The organism is Pedobacter ginsenosidimutans, from assembly GCF_001442625.1.
In the GTDB taxonomy this organism is placed as follows: Bacteria; Bacteroidota; Bacteroidia; order Sphingobacteriales; family Sphingobacteriaceae; genus Pedobacter; species Pedobacter ginsenosidimutans.
In genome coordinates this window covers 65,496-81,390 of record NZ_LMZQ01000002.1, presented here as the reverse complement: position 1 = coordinate 81,390, position 15,895 = coordinate 65,496, and the positions used below count along the sequence as shown (strand labels likewise).

Below are 15,895 nucleotides of genomic sequence, written 5' to 3'. Positions count from 1 at the left end.
CTGCATTAAAATATAAAGCCGTTTGATTAATATCAAATGGCTTATCCCTATGCCATAAGCCTAAAGGAGTTTTTTATAATTTATGTTTTTAATACAATTCCCTTAGATAAATGCTTGTTAAAATGAATTCTCTTGCGACAAAACTTTTGTTATATTTGCGCAACAAATGGTCCCGTAGTTCAACGGATAGAATAGAAGTTTCCTAAACTTTAGATATGAGTTCGATTCTCGTCGGGACCACATAAAAGGAGAAGTTTACGCTTCTCCTTTTATATTACTCTCTTTCGATGTGATTTTAGTGGCTCTGCCGAAACCTGAAATTCGTCTTCATAAACCTTGTGACCGAGATCTTTGCTTGTGACCCTTTCTATGATTAAATCATATTTTTCTAAAATCTCTATCAATTCATTTACTTTTAAGATGTGTTCCTTTGCCGTGTCTTTAAACCATGACAATGATTTAGTTTCGTGCCTCCTTCCAACAGGATTTGCAAACCATTTGGGGGCGTCAAGATTTTCTTCAAACCACGATGTTAAATCCTTAAGTTTCGACTCGTCCTCATCATCTGTTAATGGATGATCACGAATGAAGCCCATTGCTTGGAATAGACCAGTCTTATTCTGTCCTTTTTCATTAATGAATTGAGTGATGAATCTTATATACAAGAGAGTCTGTATTTAAAAATAATCGAATTTAAGATTTAATAATTTAAGTTATAAAAAAGTTTGAAATCTGTCTCGTCAAGATATTCAAAATCGCTCTTCAAGCCCTAGAATATCAATAATTAGCAGTAAATCTTCCAAAAAATAGTTTGAAATCGGTGTCTTTGAGACCACTTGGAGAGGTAAATCTCCGCATTAAACGGCTTTTCTGCAATAGAAAGGCCGTTTTTGTTGATATTCATATTAGTGTGTTTCGACAACCGATTTTTCGTTGTCATGGTTGCTTAAGGTAAAGTAAATGCTCCTGTAAGCTGGTATTACAGGGAATAATTTCATGGATTCCCCATCAGAGGAGGAGCTTTCGCGGGAAATTGATGCAATATTAAATTATGAGGCAGAAGAAATGCTAAACTATTACCGGAGAAATTCTGCAAATTTCTGAAAGCTGAATTAAATAAATTATAAACAGATCATAGTATTTGTCGCTATATCGCTCCATTGTACTTTTAATTGTTTTACTTAATAAAGGTCCTGCTTGCTTTTGCCCAATGTCAAGTTTCCTAAAATAAAGTCGAACATATAATTTTCTGCTTCTTCCTCATCGCATTCTATATTTGGTCCAATTTCGGGGTGCAACAAACTGATTTCATAGGAAGTCAATATTTTGTCGTCTTGTGTTATTGTCCACTTCCAAAGCGGTGTATCATTAAATATCAATCGAAATTCGCGATTTTGGTATTTAAATTTCTGGTTAAAACCAAGTTTTATATCTACAATCGTTTCGCCGCGATCATCAGATATCAGGTTACTATTTTTACGGAATAGCCCGGAACGATTTTCAATTTTGTAGTGTTCTGAATATATATTAAAAGTTGTGGGTTGCTTAGCCCAATCATCTCCTCTAATTAAAGTTCCAATTTTCTTTTCGTTGTGGTAGAGTGAGAAAGAAATTTTGTCAATTTGTATCCATATTTTGTTCATAAGGCCATCGATTATTTATACAAGTTATGAATTCCCTTTACTTAATGTCTGTTCAAATGTAGCAACTCTATTCTGCCAATTATTAGGATCCGTTATTGGATGAATTTCTTGATATAAGTTGCATAGATTTCATCATCTTTAATTTTTCTATTGTCTAAGATAAGGTTTTCTTTCACCCAACAAATGTTTACACAAATGCTTTTTGCAGCTGCCTAACATCCTACCATTGTTCTACTCTGACTGGTACCTGGCAAGCTTTCTGATCTGGTAAAAAAAACGCTCAATTAACCGTAAGTCCTGTGTTACAATTTCGGCATTTCCCTTTAGCTCTTTATCGAAAGGAAGTGTTTTCTGATAAGAAGTTTTCAGGCCCTTGGGAAGCACAACATCTACATAATAATTGCCTTTTTCGTCGGGCGTGAAAGATATGTTTTGAACCCTTCCTTCTATGATGCCATATTCCTGGTAGCGGTAGTTGTCGAGTTTGATTAAAACTTTTTCTCCCCTGGCAATTTTTCCCGAATTGGTTGCAGCAACAAACATTCTCCCGATAAGTGCCTTTTTCTGGTCGGGTAAAATAGATAAAACAGGATCGCCACGTTTTACTAATTGATTTTCGCCCCAAAACTGCTGAAAACTGATTACACCATCGGTAGAAGAAACCACCAGGTAGTTTTGCTCCCAGGCCCTTAGCGAACGCCTTAACTGCTCTAGTAGCTGTAAGGTTTGCGCGGCGAAATTGATTTTATCTTTCTCTGCATTTATGGTTGCACCGCTTTTTGTTTTATTGAGGTTAAAAATGGCTTCATCTGTTTGCGATAAAGAGATATCGAGGTTTTCTAAGTTCTGTTGCGCCTGTAAAAATTTAATTTTTTCGTTTTCAAATTCCAAAGCCGAAATTACCTTTTGGTTTAACAGCAGCTGGGCGCGCTGATAATTTTTCTTTACCAGTTCGAATTTTAAAGCTTCAAATGTTTTTTGCCTTTTTAATACAATTATCCTGCTTTTATTGGTCTGAATGTTTTGAGCGGTTGCTACATTTTCTGGCGCATAGGGTTTAAGCCTGGCAAACAGCTGCTCATCCTGAAAAGCCTTTGCAAAATTATTGTAATCGCCCTGTAGCTCACCTAATTTGAACCGCGAAACTTTATCAACCGGAAACGAAAACAGCTGATCGGGAGAAATGGAATCTACAATGCTTTTAAGCTGTAAAATGTCTTTATAACTTGCGGTAGATTGTAAAACCATTAATATTTCGTCTTTTTTTACCTTTTGATGATCGCTGATGAATATTTTTTCAATTTTAGAATCGGTTCTGATCTGTAATTTTTCTGGTGGGTTCTGCGAGGTAACCACAATTGTTGCGGGTACAAACTCTGGATATTTAATGAAATAACTCATTAGCAAAATCATTAAAAGGATGGCCAGGATAACCACGTTCCCCCAGCGGAACATCCAGTGAGGTGGTTCTGACAGAATATCCTGTACACCTTCCGAGCGCAGTTGTACCTCGTACAGTTTGTCTTTTTTAGTTTCCAAGTTCGAGCTGGTTTTTTATTAATCTGTAATATTCTCCTTTTTTTGCCACCAGTTCGTTGTGGCTGCCTTCTTCTACAACCATTCCCTTATCCAGCACGATAATTTTATCTGCATGTTTAACTGTAGATAACCTGTGGGCAATTACAATGGCCGTTTTACCCTTAAAAAACTGGTTCAGGTTTTCGATAATTATCTTTTCGTTATTGGCATCTAACGCACTTGTGGCCTCATCGAAAAAAATGTATTCAGGCGATTTGTACACGGCCCGGGCAATAAACAACCTTTGCTTCTGCCCACCGCTAACGCCCATACCTTCGTTACCAATTTTGGTGTTGTAACTTAAAGGCAGGCTTTCTATAAAATCCTGTATGTTGGCAATTTCTATGGCTTTTCTCAGCTTTTGTTTATCGATCGCATCTTCGCCAATGGCAATATTATTGGCAATGGTATCATTAAACACATAACTTTCCTGCATCACTACGCCGCAGTGGTCGCGCCAGTACCTGGGCGAAATATTTTTCATATCGGTGCTGCCAATTTTTATTTCGCCTTTATCGGGTTCGTAAAATTTAGTCAACAGTTTTAAAAGTGTTGTTTTTCCGCTACCGCTGGCCCCAACTATAGCCGTGGTTTTTTGAAAGGGAATAACCAGGTTTAAATCCTCGAAAACAGGCGAATCGGCTCCTGTATACCTGAACGATACAGCCTTTAGCTCGATATCTTTCTGCGCAATTTCGGTGGCATACTGTTCTTCGCTGCCTTCTTCGTTGTCTTTATCATGAATTTCCTGTAACCTTTCGAGCGAAATTCTGGCATCCTGTGTTTGTTTGATAAATTCTATGAGCTGCATTAGGGGGCTGTTTAGCTGGCCGATGATATATTGTACCGAAAGCATCATGCCCAGGGTGAGGTTACCACTCAAAACCAGTTTTGCGGCAAGGAAACTAACGAGGATATCTTTTATCTGATTAATAAAACCACCACCTACCGATTGCCACTGCTCTAACGAGAGTGCCTTTATTTTTATCTTAAATAACTTTACCTGTAAAAATTCCCAGCCCCAGCGTTTCTGTTTTTCGGCATTATGCATTTTTATTTCCTGCATACCGTTAATCAGTTCTATCACCGTGCTCTGCTCTTGCGCAACCTGAGCAAACATTTTATAATCGAGTTCTTTTCTTCTTTTAAGGAAAAACACAATCCACCCCACATACAAAAGCGCGCCCAGCAGGTACACGATAAATAACCGGTAATCGTAAATGAAGAGTATAATGCTAAAAATAAGCAGGTTTACCATCGAAAAGAGGGTATTGAGCGAGGAGCTGGTTAGCAATTGTTCTATCCGGTGGTGATCGTTTATCCGCTGCATGATATCACCTGTCATCCGCGTATCAAAGAAACTGATCGGAAGTTTCATCAGCTTGATAAAAAAGTCGGAAATGATTGAAATGTTAATTCGGGTAGAAAGATGTAGCAAGATCCAGCTCCTAATGATTTCGATGCCCATTTTACCCATAAAAAGCATCACCTGGGCCAGCAAAACCAGGTAAATAAAGTTAATGTCCTGGTTCTGTATACCTACATCAACAATGCTTTGGGTAAGGAAGGGAAAAATAAGCGATAATAAACTTCCGGCCAGCAAGCCAATGGCCAGCTGGATAACGAGCGATTTATATTTTAGCAAATACCTGGAGAGGAAAGAGAAACTTGTTTTCTTTTCTGTGTCTTCGAAAGCACTGGTGTAAAATGCAGGGCTTGTTTCTAAAATAAGGGCAATACCTTCTTCTGTATTTTCGTGCGCATTTTCGCCGATCCAGTATTTTATAAATTCGGCTTTGGTATAGGTAATTAAGCCATAACCGGGATCTGAAATATAAACCTTACCGGCCTTGTCTATTTTATAAACCACAACATAGTGGTTTTTATTCCAGTGTACAATGCAGGGCAATGGCGCATCGGCCAACAGGGTATTAAAATTTATTTTAACACCTAATGTTCTAAAGCCCAAGGCCTCTGCTGCATTACTAAGGCCAAGCAAACCACTTCCTTCCCTGGTGGTTTCGGCAAGGGTTCTGATTTGCTGCAACGCAATGCTTTTCTTATAGTGTTTGGCTATAATGCGCAGGCAGGTTGGTCCGCAATCCTTATTGTCGGGTTGTTTATAAAAGGGGAAAGATTTCATGCTAAACTGACCAGGCCATATTAAAATGATTTGATAATTTTTGCTGGTCTATAACGCATCCCGTTGCAGAGATGGCAACACCAGAATCCTTTAGGTTAATATAATTTTCTTCATAATCCCATTTTGATAAATAAGGATTGTAAGCACATTCAGCTTGATGATACCATTTCTTGTCACCTTTAACAGGCACCCGGCTATCAACACACATATACCTAAATTCACAATCGCTGCAAACAAGTGTATTGTTTTTGTTGATATTTCCTAATTCGCGAAATTTATCCGAATGGATGGTATTTAAAAACAGATCTTTGGTTAACAGTTTTACATTGCCAAAGCTATACGTATTATTTAAACCATTTTTAATGTTCCCTTCCCGATCGATGTATACCTTTCCGTAATAATAAGAATGAACGTTGTAGGCCTCTAAAAAATGTTCGTTATTTAACGACAGTTTATCTGTAGTTAGTTTGGTTTTATAGGTGGCAAATTCTTCCTCAAAAAAGTTAAAATAAACATTTTGATGTAGTTGGGTGGTTTCTGTTTGGCTGGTTGAATTGAAGAAATTAACCGAAAAAATTAAGCGGTGATTGCAGATCAGCTGACGTGTTGTTTCATAGCTTTCCTGATCAAAGTTTTCAATGTACAGGTAAACACTATCTATTTCAAGGGTATCTATTTTCGCTAAAAGCGCGAACAGATGATCATCTATCCGAGGCGCTATAACTGATACGTTTAAAAGGTATTCATCTTTAATAAAATCAAAAAAAACAGGGTCTGTATCCGAATGTACAATTGCATTAGTGAGCAGGTTTGGTTGCTCAAGATTTCTGTTGAAACTTTTGAAACGGTTTTTTTCCTCCCGGTCTGTTATTTCGAATATGATTTCTTCCTTAAGTAAAAAATCTACCAACTCCTCTTTTTCCTCCCGGTCGGTAATTTTATTAAAATTAATTACATCGTTGGTATCCAAAACGGCATAATGCGCGTTAGGGATAAAAAAATAATCTTTCCGAATAATATCATAAATAATTGCCCTATTGTAACCTTTAACAGGAATGCACAATTGATTTCTTAAAAATAATTTATTCATAACGGCGATTTATAAAGTAGGTCTAACTGTAAACTTTTGGTGCAGAATATTTTAGATTCTCTGGTTTTGATTAAATACCTCGGCTTTTCTTTTTTAACTAAAGATTTTAAATGAATGGGCGCATTTCCACTTTGAATTTCCAGGCTGATTTTTTTCATGTGATTATAGATTTAAAGCAATTTCCTTTTCCAGGTTGTAGTTGCAAGGGCTGGAAACCATTCCGAATTGACCAATAGGATTGAGGTCTAAAAAATAATATTGCTGATCTTCTTTGGATAGAACGACATCAAAAGAAGCGCAGTTCAAACCCATATTATCCAACAAGCCTTTAATTTTCCGCTCGTAATATTTTGGAAACTGGTAAGGTGTTATTCTATTGGGTTTCGATCTGTCGTAATTTCTAAAGTCGACCTTGGTTTTACTATTGCTTTGAGAAAAAATTGCCATTGCGTAAAAATTGCCATTGAGGTAGAAACACCTTATTTCATAGCTTTTTAAAATGTTTTTCTGGAAAAATGTAGGGACAAATTCATTTGGCAATGCTTCAATATCAGCGGCTGTTATTTCGGTTGTATAGGTTAGATGAATAAAATCATCGGTATCAAAAATAGAAAGAGGAGCGTTTAAGGGTTTAGAAATGATGTTTTTTTCCTGCTTATAAAATTCAAGTAAGGCTTCTTTATTTCCGGTAACAATAAAATTTGGTGCCGGTATTTTAAGTTTACTGCATAAATCCAACAAATGAAGTTTGTTTATATCTCTTGTTTTAAAATTATTTATGCCGTCTTTTTTATCGAAAGTGAAATGAATGTATTCCATTAAACTTGCATTTTCTGCCGATAGGTAATTACTGATATGTTGACTATTAAAGTTTTTTACAAAGTCTATATCCCCCCGCCTGTACCATATTTTGGTTATTTCATTACTGTGAATGGTTTTTCCATTAATGTTGATTATAAAATCCTTTTCTGTAATCGAAATCAGTTTTGCATCTGTATCCTCATTAATGCGGATAAATTTCTTTTTCAGATGTAATAACCAGTTAATAACCATAGCGGTAGAGTAATCATCAGTAATGGAGAAAATCAGGATCATGCTTAATTGGAGTTAACTTTATGTTTTGTTTAATTTGGTGAAAAATGGAGGCTGTTAATCCTCCATTTTTTAATCGGAGCGGCTTTAATCAGTCGAGCTGGAAAGGCCTTGTACCGTTCTTACACTTCTCACACTTCCATCATCATTGTAATAGGTGTACTGGCCATCAGGCGAATTGGTTGTGCCGGTTCTTACCCAACATTCACTCATGCAGCCTGCGAGTTTTCCTCCATTGATTTGACTATTTTTTAAATCAATTCGTTTTTCAAATAAACCTTTCATATTATTTATTTTATTGGTTAACAGATATTGTAATTTTGTTTTTAGTATGATTAACAATTGTAATCAGTACAAACCTGTATGGTTTTATAACTATCGTCCTTAACGGTGTATCTTACATCAGAACAGCCGCCCGAACAAGTTTCGGTACGGATAGTCGCCTGCGATTCAGCTAACCTTCCACCATTGATTTGACAATTTTTTAAATCAATTCGTTTTTCAAATAAACCTTTCATATTATTTACTTTATTGGTTAACAGGTATTGTAGTTTTTGTTTTTTGGCGTGATTAGCAATTGTATTCAGTACAAACCTGTATGGTTGTTTTATTATCGTCCTTAACGGTATAACGTACATCAGAACAGCCTTGCGTACAGGTTTCTGTGCGAACTGTAGTATTCGATTCGGCTAATTTCCCTCCATTGATTTGACAGCTTTTTAAGTCAATCCTTTTCTCAAATAACTTGTTGTTTGTTTTCATAATAAAATAATTTTAATGTAATAGATAAACTTCGCCATCTTAACCCTGGCGTTTGGGTTTTTGCTGATCAGCTATTCATAATCATATTTCTTGCACGTCTACAAAAAACATAATGGTATAAATCTTAATAGGCAGTTTATATTGGCTACTTAATGATTGCAACTGGTTAATTAATTTTAAAATTGGAAAGAAACTAAAGGCAATGCAAGCAGTAGTTGATATGTGACAGGGTTGAGCCAATATTCGTAAAAGTTTGATGTTTATGCGTTAAACGCCTGCCGCGGCTTAGCGCTTAATGGTTTAGTTTTGCCATGTATTATAAATACAGCCTTGATGGATGGAATGGGCTTTTTAGCTTAAATAGGCTCGTATTTTAACAAGTTTTTAGGTACTAAGGTTGAGCTTTAGACAGAAAAACTGATTAGCTGTTCCCCAGATAATTGTTTAATCGATACAAATATGGAGCGAAAGCCTGCATATATTTACCAGTTGTTCTTTTTGAAACCGACTATTTATAAATTTAACCATTAAATAATTCACACTTAAAGGGAATAAAATACATATAATTCAATTTCTATTAATGAATACTATTGCAAGAACCCTGATTACCCTTTGTACCATTTGTTTTCTTATTATTCCCGCTTGCAGAAATAAGGGAAATACCACTACGGCTCAGCCTCAGTCTGTTAAAAAACCTGCTTTCCGGGATAATTTATCGCTTATTCTGTCTTTCGATACCTTATCAGCTGCGGCGATAAAAAAAATAGTTTACCAGCAAGACAGCCTGTTGGGCAAGGATCCTGATAAAGAATCAAACCCTTATTATCATTATTTCCATGCCAGAAAATATGTCTTTCAAAAGAAAAGGGATAGTGGCTTAATTGCCTACCAGAAAATGAGAGGGTTAAACCCGAATGATGATATTGAGCTATTGAAAACCTCTCGTATTTTAACCCATAAAATGGTCGACGGATCGATGGTAGAGCCTGCTTTAATGGGGCAGATTTTTGCGGCTTTGAAAATTTCTGAACAGCGGCATAGCCAGCTAACCCATTATTTTTATGATTTGCTGGCACGGGCTTATTTTCAGAACGGAAACGAAAAAAAATCAATTGAGTACGCTGCTATTTACTTTAAGCATAATCCGTTTAATGCACACCCTGTAATTAAACAACGTTATTTTGATATTTCGTTCCTGTTGGCATCGCGGTTGGGCGATTTTAAAAAAATGGCACATTATAACGCCCAGGCCCGACGTTTGGCAGAGCAGGTTGGCGATAGCCTGGCAATAGCCCGCACTTACGATAACGAAGCACAGATTTACAGCCTGCAATTGCAAAGTGCCAAAGCCCTGGCCTGCAGTAAAATTTATTTCAACTACCTTAAAAAAACCAATAACCTCAATGGTATTGCCTACAATAACCTGGCTACCGCATTTTCTCAGAATAAACAGCCCGATTCGGCCATTAAATATTATAAAGAAGGTATAGCATTCGAAAAACGCGACGCATCGGTCAGGCAAAAGGATATCTATTATAACGGCCTCATCGAAGCCTATAAAATGAAGGGCGATTTTGCCCATGCGCTTCAAGCTGCAGATTCTGCCTATTCTATCGAACTGCGTAACTATAAAGCGATCGAAGCCGTTAAGGTTGCCGAAATTCATGAAAAATATCAGACAGAAAAAAAAGACCGGAATATAGCAGAGTTAAATAGCCGCAATAAATTGAACGAAACCATTATTAAACAGCAACGCTGGACACTTTTTTTGGCCCTGATCATCTTTCTCAGTGTAGTTTCTTTCTTTTATAGTTTCTACCGCCAGCAGCGTTTAAGGGAAAAGAATAAATTATTAAAGTCAGAAAACCAGCGCTTAAGTGTAGAACAGAAAATGTTACAGGCGCAATTGAACCCACATTTTATCTTCAATGCCATAGCCAATTTACAAAGCCTGGTTGCTTCGGGGCATATTGAGGAGTCTGTGTGCTACCTCAGGTCTTTTTCGGAGTTATTGCGCAGTACGCTGGAGCAGAACAGAAAAGATTTTATCGAAATTGAAGAAGAAATAGCTTCGCTAAACAATTATCTCCGGTTGCAGCAAATGCGTTATGCCGATGTTTTCGATTATAAAATTATAGTTGATGATCAATTGAATTTAAACGAAACGCTAATTCCGCCCATGCTTGTTCAGCCCTTTGTAGAAAATGCAATTGAACATGGTTTTAGAAATATAGGGTACAAGGGTTTGCTAGCCATATCTTTCAAAATTAAAGACGGTTTGCTGGCAATCGAAATAGATGATAACGGAAGTGGACTGGGTCCAAAGCCTATCGAAACCCCAAAGAAACAATCGCTTGCCCAGGTGATTTTAAAAGAAAGAATCGATTTGCTTTTTACTGCCAACGGGCAGCAGGCTCAATTTAAAGTAAGTGATAAGCGGACAAATGCGGTAACAGGCGTATTTGTTGAAATACTGATTCCAATAGTTAACGATTAAATAAGATGTTATGAAACTTTATATTTTAGAAGATGAGATCCGGATTTTACAGCACATCTTACAAATTGTTAAAAAAATCGACTACCTCGAAGTTGTAGGCTTTGCCGGAGAAATTGCAATCGCAAAACAAGAAATTCTGACATTAAAACCCGATATTATTCTGGCCGATATCCGTTTAAAGGATGGCGATAGTTTCCACCTGTTTGATGAAATCGGTGTTACCGATTTCCAGGTTATTTTTCTCACCGCTTACGATCAGTATGCCATACAGGCACTTAATTTAGGTGCCTTTGGGTATTTACTTAAACCCATTGATGAGGTAACATTAACCATGCATTTAAACAAATGTTATCATCACCGTGAGCAGGAAACTTTAGGGCAGCAACAGCTTGCCATTGCCAAAGAACATTACCTTGCCCAGGGCGTAGCTGCCGCTAAGCGAATTGCCTTAAAAAGCCTGGAATATATCGAGGTAGTAGCCATTGAAGATATTATGTACTGTAAAAGTGATAAGGGTTACACCACATTTTATTTAAATGATAACAGCGAGATTCTGGTTTCGAAAGGATTAAAGGAATATGAAAGTTTGCTTACACCCTTTGGTTTTTTAAGGTGCCACCAATCGTTTCTGGTTAATTTTAAATACGTTAAAAAATATTATCGCGAAGGGTATTTACAAATGGAAAACAAAGAAAACATATTGGTTTCGAGCAGAAAAAAAGAAGAGGTATTAAGGTACCTTGAAAATATTGCATAGTACTTGCACTATTCCCCATGTTTATCTTCTATATTCGTTACATCAACCTGTTATCATATCTTCAAGCTAAGGCAAGAGCTCTGCAAGTTTTTTTTCAAGCATTTCTCCCCTTAGGTTTTTCGCTATGATGATACCTTTGTCATTGATCAGGTAATTTGTTGGATAAGCATTGATGCCATAGATGAGTGTGGCTTCATTTTTGTCGCCTTTAAGATCGCAGACATTCTCCCAGGTCATTCCGTCTTCTTTAACGGCATTAAGCCAGTTTTGCTTATTGTCATCTGCCGCTACACCCAGAATTTGAAGGCCCTTATTCTTGTAGGCTTTATAAACTTTGACCAGGTTTGGGCTTTCTTCCCTACAGGGAAGGCACCAGGAGCCCCAAAAATCAAGTAATACATATTTTCCTTTGAAGTCCGAAAGTCTGATTTTTTTGCCATTGGTATTGGTCTGCTCAAAATCTGCAAACAGGCCACCTATCTTTATTTCTTTATTCAGGCGGATAAAATTTTGTATGGTTTTTCCGTAATCCGAATTTTTTATCTCCGGAGTTAGGTTCAGGTATAGCGAGCTTACTCTTTCTCTATCCCAGGTTGAAGCATAGATACTTAAAGTATAGGCACTTATTAACGATCCTGGGTTATTTTGAACATAGGCAATCTTCATCTGCTCTTCCTGGTCTTTTGCTGATCGGATATTTTGTCGGAGCGCTTTTTTTTCTACATCATCTTTAGATTCACGTAGTAACCTGGACAGGCTGTCCTGCAATCTACTGTTTGGCTCCAGTCGTTTTAAATACTTATCCCTTTCCGCCTGCGTTTTTGAACCTGTGATTACCGCCTTTTTAAACTCGCCGTTCTTTAATACCAGGTGAGTATGCTGTTCCGCCCAGAAAAATACGTAGTTTTTATAGCCTTGGGTATAGATAATCAGCTGCGCAATACTTTTATCTGTTTTTGCAGACAGATTGAACTTACTCCCGGTTACTTGAGCAGAATCCAGTGCTTTCTCCTGAGCGGAACGGCTAATATATATCCAGCTTCCTTCTTGAATACCTTGTACATTGCCCGAAACATGTAGGGTTTGTGCCATCGATGAGCTGGAGAAAACCAGAAAGATCAGCTGTAGTTTTATTGTTTTGGCGTAGGTCATAACTTAATTTTTATGTCCAAAAATATCATTTAACGGGCATCCCTTTTTTTTATTTGGATGAACACGATTAAAAATTCGACCAATTTTAAAAAGGATTTTTTAGTCGAAAAAAACGCGCTTTTTGTCGAAAACCCAATAAATGCAAGAACTAGTTATCTGATAAATTTTTATCTTGTCCCTCGTGTCAAAATCGCTCAATTTCAAAATTTCAAGATATGCTAAAATAGAAATCGGTTTTTTTCTGCTGTATTTTTATGTAACGGGCCTACTCTCTAGTTTTGAGTATAATTTATGGGAAAAAGGGCAATTCGGTATCTCTTACGAGGATCTAGAATTTGGACTCGTGTACGGCACATTTAATTTAATTGCATTTTTTATATTTTACAGATTTCTGCAGAAATGCCTCCTCATTGATAAGATATGGGCTTTTGTTGGCCTTATTCTTGCTTTTATGCTGATGTATTTCTTCTTCAAAAAAGCAACTTACCTATTGGTTTCAAAACTTGATTTTCTCTCTGCGCAAATCAGGACCAATGCACTTAAATGGTATCATCTCAAAAGACTGGGCTTCACAGTGTCCTATATGATGACGCAGTTTTTTGGGGTTGCTTATTTAGCTTATTTTATAAACTCGGCCAAACAGAATGAACAGTTGAGAACATTGAGAGAACAGCAATTGGTTTCTGAATTAACTTATCTGAAAGCTCAGTTGCAGCCTCATTTCTTTTTTAATACCTTAAACAATATCTATAGCTTTGCCTTGCAAAAAGCAGATGAAACAGCACCTCTTGTTTCAAGGCTGGCGGAAATGATGCGGTATATTTTGTATAATGCCGAAGAAAAATTGGTGCCGCTAAAAGATGAAGTTAATTTTATCCGGAACTACGTAGAAGTAGAAACCATTCGGTATCGGCCAAAGATATCAATTGGCTTTGAGATGCAGGGCATTGATAGCAGTAGCGAGATAAGTCCGCTGCTTTTATTGCCCTTTGTTGAAAATGCTTTTAAGCATGGAATACAGGAGGAAGAAGGGGCAGGTTTTGTAAATATTGTCATCCATAGCCTCGAGCAGGAGCTAACGATGGAGGTTAAAAATAGCATTTCCAAAACCAGGTGCAAAACCGGAGGAATCGGACTGATCAACGTTAAGAAAAGACTGGAAATTCTATATCCCGGTAAACATAGCCTGGAAATATGCAGTGATGGAATAATCCATGAAGTTTCGCTAACCCTGAAAATGAAATGATCAATTGTTTAATCGTCGATGATGAGCCTTTAGCTCAGCAGATCCTGGAGGACTATGTAAAAGCTCATGAAGGTTTATCTCTGGTGGGCAAATGCAGTACGGCTTTTGAGGCGTTTGAAGTTTCGCACCAACAGAAAATAGACCTGATGTTCCTGGATGTAAAAATGCCTGCTTTAAATGGTATCGATTTTCTTAAATCCCTAAAAAATCCCCCTGCAGTTATTTTTACTACGGCATATTCTGAATTTGCGGTGATGAGCTATGAGCTTGACGCCGTAGATTATCTTTTAAAGCCGATAACAACTGAGCGCTTTCAGAAAAGTCTTAATAAACTCTTTAAATCTACCTTAACTATTCCTTTGGAGCAAAAGGACTATTCCTATTTTAAGGTGTCGGGAAAATTGCTAAAAGTTTTTCACCGCGATATTTTGTATGCTCAGTCTGTTAAGGATTATATCTTGCTTCAAACTAAAACTGACAGGTTTTTAACCCACATGACGATGAAAAACCTTGAAGAGATTTTATCAGGTGAGTTATTTATAAGGATTCATAGGTCTTATCTGGTCAATAAGGACCGGATTGAAGCTGTTGGAAAATCTAAAATACAGATTGGAGAAGAATGGCTTCCTGTCGGGAGCTTTTATAGATCAAATTTATCCCTGATCAATTAGAGGTTGATTGTTTTTTTGATCTCTGTAAGCAGCGCATGTAGATCGCGTTAACTTACAGGAATACTAAATCAATAATTTGGGGAAGGTACTTGATTTAAACTTTTTATGGGTTATCTCGATAGATAGGTTTCTATTTTCTCTTCTAATTCCTGCTCTAGCGCTTTGTAATAGCCGTTATAGGATTGGGCAATCTTGCCCTGCATATCAATTAAATAAAACGATGGATAACCATCAAGGGGGAAAGATTTCACCACGCTCCTATCAGAGGTGTAGCTTGGGCTGAGAACTTGCTCTTTAATGTCGAACTTAACAATAGCTTCAAAGGGGTCAATAGGGTATATATTCAATATGAGAAGATTCCTGCCTTTAAATTTTTCCTGTAGCCTATTTAGCATTTGCGCAGCACCAACACAGTGGGGGCAGCCAATTAAACTAAAATTAATCAAGACCATTTTTCCTTTCAGAAACGATGTGTCAAGAAGATTACCTTTCTTGTCGTAAGCTTTTAGAAATGGTGCTGGCGTACCATTTTCAAGAAACTTAACTGGTTGTCTTTTTACTGGTAAACTGAAGTAAGCCGGAATGGTTGCATTAGATAAGTCTGGGAATTTATTCTGGTTAATTTTATATTCACTGTAGTTATGGATTTCAACCAGGCCAAAACTGGTTCCGTCATTTCCAAGCCCCTTAAATTGGCGGATAATTTTAACTGGAAGATAATTTTCCTTGTCGATTATAAAACTACTGATGTTGTAACTGCGCTGGTTTTGCTCAACGGTATCTGTTACCGTAATGCGGATATTGGCAAAAGAGATATCGTTAATAATCGTATCGGCGAGCTGGACTATTTTATTTTCGGATAATTTAGATAGTTTTTGCATCTCCATCGCCCAGTAGAGTAACGTTCTGGTGTCTTGGCCAGATACACTTTCCTTTTGAACAGCATAGGTACTATCTGTGAGATGTAGCGTAATCATTCTGTTTCCGTCAAAAGCGTAAGAAATATTTTTTCCTGTTAAAAGAAACTGTCCGGTTGATATGGGTTCAGACTTGCCTGGCAAAATAGCCGAACTAAGGGTGTCTGCATAAAAATCCTCCTGAAAAGAAAACTTGGTCTGAACGATATCGGTATAGCTCAGGTTTTTCTTTGTATTAATGGCTTGCGAAGACTTTTGTAAAAGTTGGGCATCAACTTCATCTGGAGATAGCAAAAATAAAGCACAGCCGATAATCAACAGTGCTTTCCGGTTCCATAATATCATAT

General features: G+C 37.1%; 16 protein-coding genes and 1 tRNA gene. 5 read left to right on the top strand and 12 right to left on the bottom strand.

The genetic code is table 11. The annotated features are described in order from the left end of the window. Window positions 1-168: 168 nt before the first annotated feature. A tRNA-Arg gene (locus tag ASU31_RS02960) sits at window positions 169-240 on the top strand. 29 nt (window positions 241-269) lie between these two features. Here ASU31_RS02960 and ASU31_RS02955 read toward each other — a convergent pair. The 10 genes from ASU31_RS02955 to ASU31_RS27370 form a co-directional block, all read right to left on the bottom strand. Continuing rightward, a complete protein-coding gene (locus ASU31_RS02955) occupies window positions 270-665 on the bottom strand; it encodes a hypothetical protein (protein ID WP_057930913.1) in 396 nt (131 codons plus the stop codon). 516 nt (window positions 666-1,181) lie between these two features. Then, window positions 1,182-1,643, bottom strand: coding sequence for a hypothetical protein (locus ASU31_RS02950; RefSeq protein ID WP_057930912.1), 462 nt, complete (start codon window positions 1,641-1,643; stop codon window positions 1,182-1,184). Between the two features lie 231 nt (window positions 1,644-1,874). Next, window positions 1,875-3,182, bottom strand: coding sequence for an HlyD family secretion protein (locus tag ASU31_RS02945; protein WP_057930911.1), 1,308 nt, complete (start codon window positions 3,180-3,182; stop codon window positions 1,875-1,877). Then, on the bottom strand, window positions 3,172-5,364 hold the full coding sequence (locus ASU31_RS02940) for a peptidase domain-containing ABC transporter (RefSeq protein ID WP_057930910.1): 2,193 nt from the start codon (window positions 5,362-5,364) through the stop codon (window positions 3,172-3,174). The genes ASU31_RS02945 and ASU31_RS02940 overlap by 11 nt, the downstream gene beginning before the upstream one ends. Window position 5,365: 1 nt before the next feature. Continuing rightward, on the bottom strand, window positions 5,366-6,454 hold the full coding sequence (locus tag ASU31_RS02935; RefSeq protein WP_057930909.1) for a hypothetical protein: 1,089 nt from the start codon (window positions 6,452-6,454) through the stop codon (window positions 5,366-5,368). Continuing rightward, the gene (locus ASU31_RS27380) at window positions 6,451-6,612 is read right to left on the bottom strand and encodes a hypothetical protein (RefSeq protein ID WP_157257915.1); all 162 of its coding nucleotides are present in this window, start codon (window positions 6,610-6,612) and stop codon (window positions 6,451-6,453) included. The genes ASU31_RS02935 and ASU31_RS27380 overlap by 4 nt, the downstream gene beginning before the upstream one ends. A 4-nt stretch (window positions 6,613-6,616) precedes the next feature. After that, window positions 6,617-7,549, bottom strand: a complete 933-nt coding sequence (gene gwsG, locus ASU31_RS02930) for a grasp-with-spasm system ATP-grasp peptide maturase (RefSeq protein WP_057930908.1) — start codon at window positions 7,547-7,549, stop codon at window positions 6,617-6,619. Window positions 7,550-7,633: 84 nt separating this feature from the next. Continuing rightward, window positions 7,634-7,831: a hypothetical protein gene (locus tag ASU31_RS02925; protein ID WP_157257914.1), complete on the bottom strand. Its 198-nt coding sequence runs from the start codon at window positions 7,829-7,831 to the stop codon at window positions 7,634-7,636. A 50-nt stretch (window positions 7,832-7,881) separates the two neighbouring features. Beyond that, window positions 7,882-8,064, bottom strand: coding sequence for a hypothetical protein (locus ASU31_RS27375; RefSeq protein WP_131029367.1), 183 nt, complete (start codon window positions 8,062-8,064; stop codon window positions 7,882-7,884). 52 nt (window positions 8,065-8,116) lie between these two features. After that, window positions 8,117-8,308 (bottom strand): hypothetical protein, encoded by a 192-nt coding sequence (locus ASU31_RS27370; protein WP_157257913.1) that lies wholly within the window; start codon window positions 8,306-8,308, stop codon window positions 8,117-8,119. A 580-nt stretch (window positions 8,309-8,888) separates the two neighbouring features. Between ASU31_RS27370 and ASU31_RS02915 the strand changes: the two genes are divergently transcribed. Together ASU31_RS02915 and ASU31_RS02910 are read left to right on the top strand one after the other, a co-directional pair. Continuing rightward, window positions 8,889-10,805 carry a tetratricopeptide repeat-containing sensor histidine kinase gene (locus tag ASU31_RS02915; RefSeq protein ID WP_057930905.1) on the top strand — a complete coding sequence of 639 codons (1,917 nt, stop codon included), beginning with the start codon at window positions 8,889-8,891 and terminating at the stop codon, window positions 10,803-10,805. 10 nt (window positions 10,806-10,815) lie between these two features. Further along, window positions 10,816-11,562 (top strand): LytR/AlgR family response regulator transcription factor, encoded by a 747-nt coding sequence (locus ASU31_RS02910; RefSeq protein ID WP_057930904.1) that lies wholly within the window; start codon window positions 10,816-10,818, stop codon window positions 11,560-11,562. Window positions 11,563-11,628: 66 nt separating this feature from the next. Here ASU31_RS02910 and ASU31_RS02905 read toward each other — a convergent pair whose 3' ends face one another. Next, entirely contained in the window at window positions 11,629-12,714 is a 1,086-nt protein-coding gene (locus tag ASU31_RS02905; RefSeq protein WP_057930903.1) for a TlpA disulfide reductase family protein, read from the bottom strand. A gap of 181 nt (window positions 12,715-12,895) precedes the next feature. Between ASU31_RS02905 and ASU31_RS02900 the strand changes: the two genes are divergently transcribed. Next, window positions 12,896-13,960 (top strand): sensor histidine kinase, encoded by a 1,065-nt coding sequence (locus ASU31_RS02900; RefSeq protein WP_057930902.1) that lies wholly within the window; start codon window positions 12,896-12,898, stop codon window positions 13,958-13,960. Further along, window positions 13,957-14,631, top strand: coding sequence for a LytR/AlgR family response regulator transcription factor (locus ASU31_RS02895; RefSeq protein WP_083505250.1), 675 nt, complete (start codon window positions 13,957-13,959; stop codon window positions 14,629-14,631). The genes ASU31_RS02900 and ASU31_RS02895 overlap by 4 nt, the downstream gene beginning before the upstream one ends. Before the next feature lie 110 nt (window positions 14,632-14,741). Here the strand turns inward: ASU31_RS02895 and ASU31_RS02890 are convergent, their stop codons facing one another. Then, the gene (locus ASU31_RS02890) at window positions 14,742-15,893 is read right to left on the bottom strand and encodes a TlpA family protein disulfide reductase (protein WP_057930901.1); all 1,152 of its coding nucleotides are present in this window, start codon (window positions 15,891-15,893) and stop codon (window positions 14,742-14,744) included. Window positions 15,894-15,895 lie beyond the last annotated feature (2 nt).

Excerpts from the sequence above, each read along its gene's own strand:
- ASU31_RS27375 (WP_131029367.1), bottom strand. The coding sequence starts at position 8,064 with ATGAAAGGTTTATTTGAAAAACGAATTGATTTAAAAAATTGTCAAATC.
- ASU31_RS02950 (WP_057930912.1), bottom strand. The coding sequence starts at position 1,643 with ATGAACAAAATATGGATACAAATTGACAAAATTTCTTTCTCACTCTAC.
- ASU31_RS27380 (WP_157257915.1), bottom strand. The coding sequence starts at position 6,612 with ATGAAAAAAATCAGCCTGGAAATTCAAAGTGGAAATGCGCCCATTCAT.
- ASU31_RS27370 (WP_157257913.1), bottom strand. The coding sequence starts at position 8,308 with ATGAAAACAAACAACAAGTTATTTGAGAAAAGGATTGACTTAAAAAGC.
- ASU31_RS02905 (WP_057930903.1), bottom strand. The coding sequence starts at position 12,714 with ATGACCTACGCCAAAACAATAAAACTACAGCTGATCTTTCTGGTTTTC.
- ASU31_RS02935 (WP_057930909.1), bottom strand. The coding sequence starts at position 6,454 with ATGAATAAATTATTTTTAAGAAATCAATTGTGCATTCCTGTTAAAGGT.
- ASU31_RS02925 (WP_157257914.1), bottom strand. The coding sequence starts at position 7,831 with ATGAAAGGTTTATTTGAAAAACGAATTGATTTAAAAAATAGTCAAATC.
- gwsG (WP_057930908.1), bottom strand. The coding sequence starts at position 7,549 with ATGATCCTGATTTTCTCCATTACTGATGATTACTCTACCGCTATGGTT.
- ASU31_RS02890 (WP_057930901.1), bottom strand. The coding sequence starts at position 15,893 with ATGATATTATGGAACCGGAAAGCACTGTTGATTATCGGCTGTGCTTTA.
- ASU31_RS02915 (WP_057930905.1), top strand. The coding sequence starts at position 8,889 with ATGAATACTATTGCAAGAACCCTGATTACCCTTTGTACCATTTGTTTT.
- ASU31_RS02895 (WP_083505250.1), top strand. The coding sequence starts at position 13,957 with ATGATCAATTGTTTAATCGTCGATGATGAGCCTTTAGCTCAGCAGATC.
- ASU31_RS02940 (WP_057930910.1), bottom strand. The coding sequence starts at position 5,364 with ATGAAATCTTTCCCCTTTTATAAACAACCCGACAATAAGGATTGCGGA.
- ASU31_RS02910 (WP_057930904.1), top strand. The coding sequence starts at position 10,816 with ATGAAACTTTATATTTTAGAAGATGAGATCCGGATTTTACAGCACATC.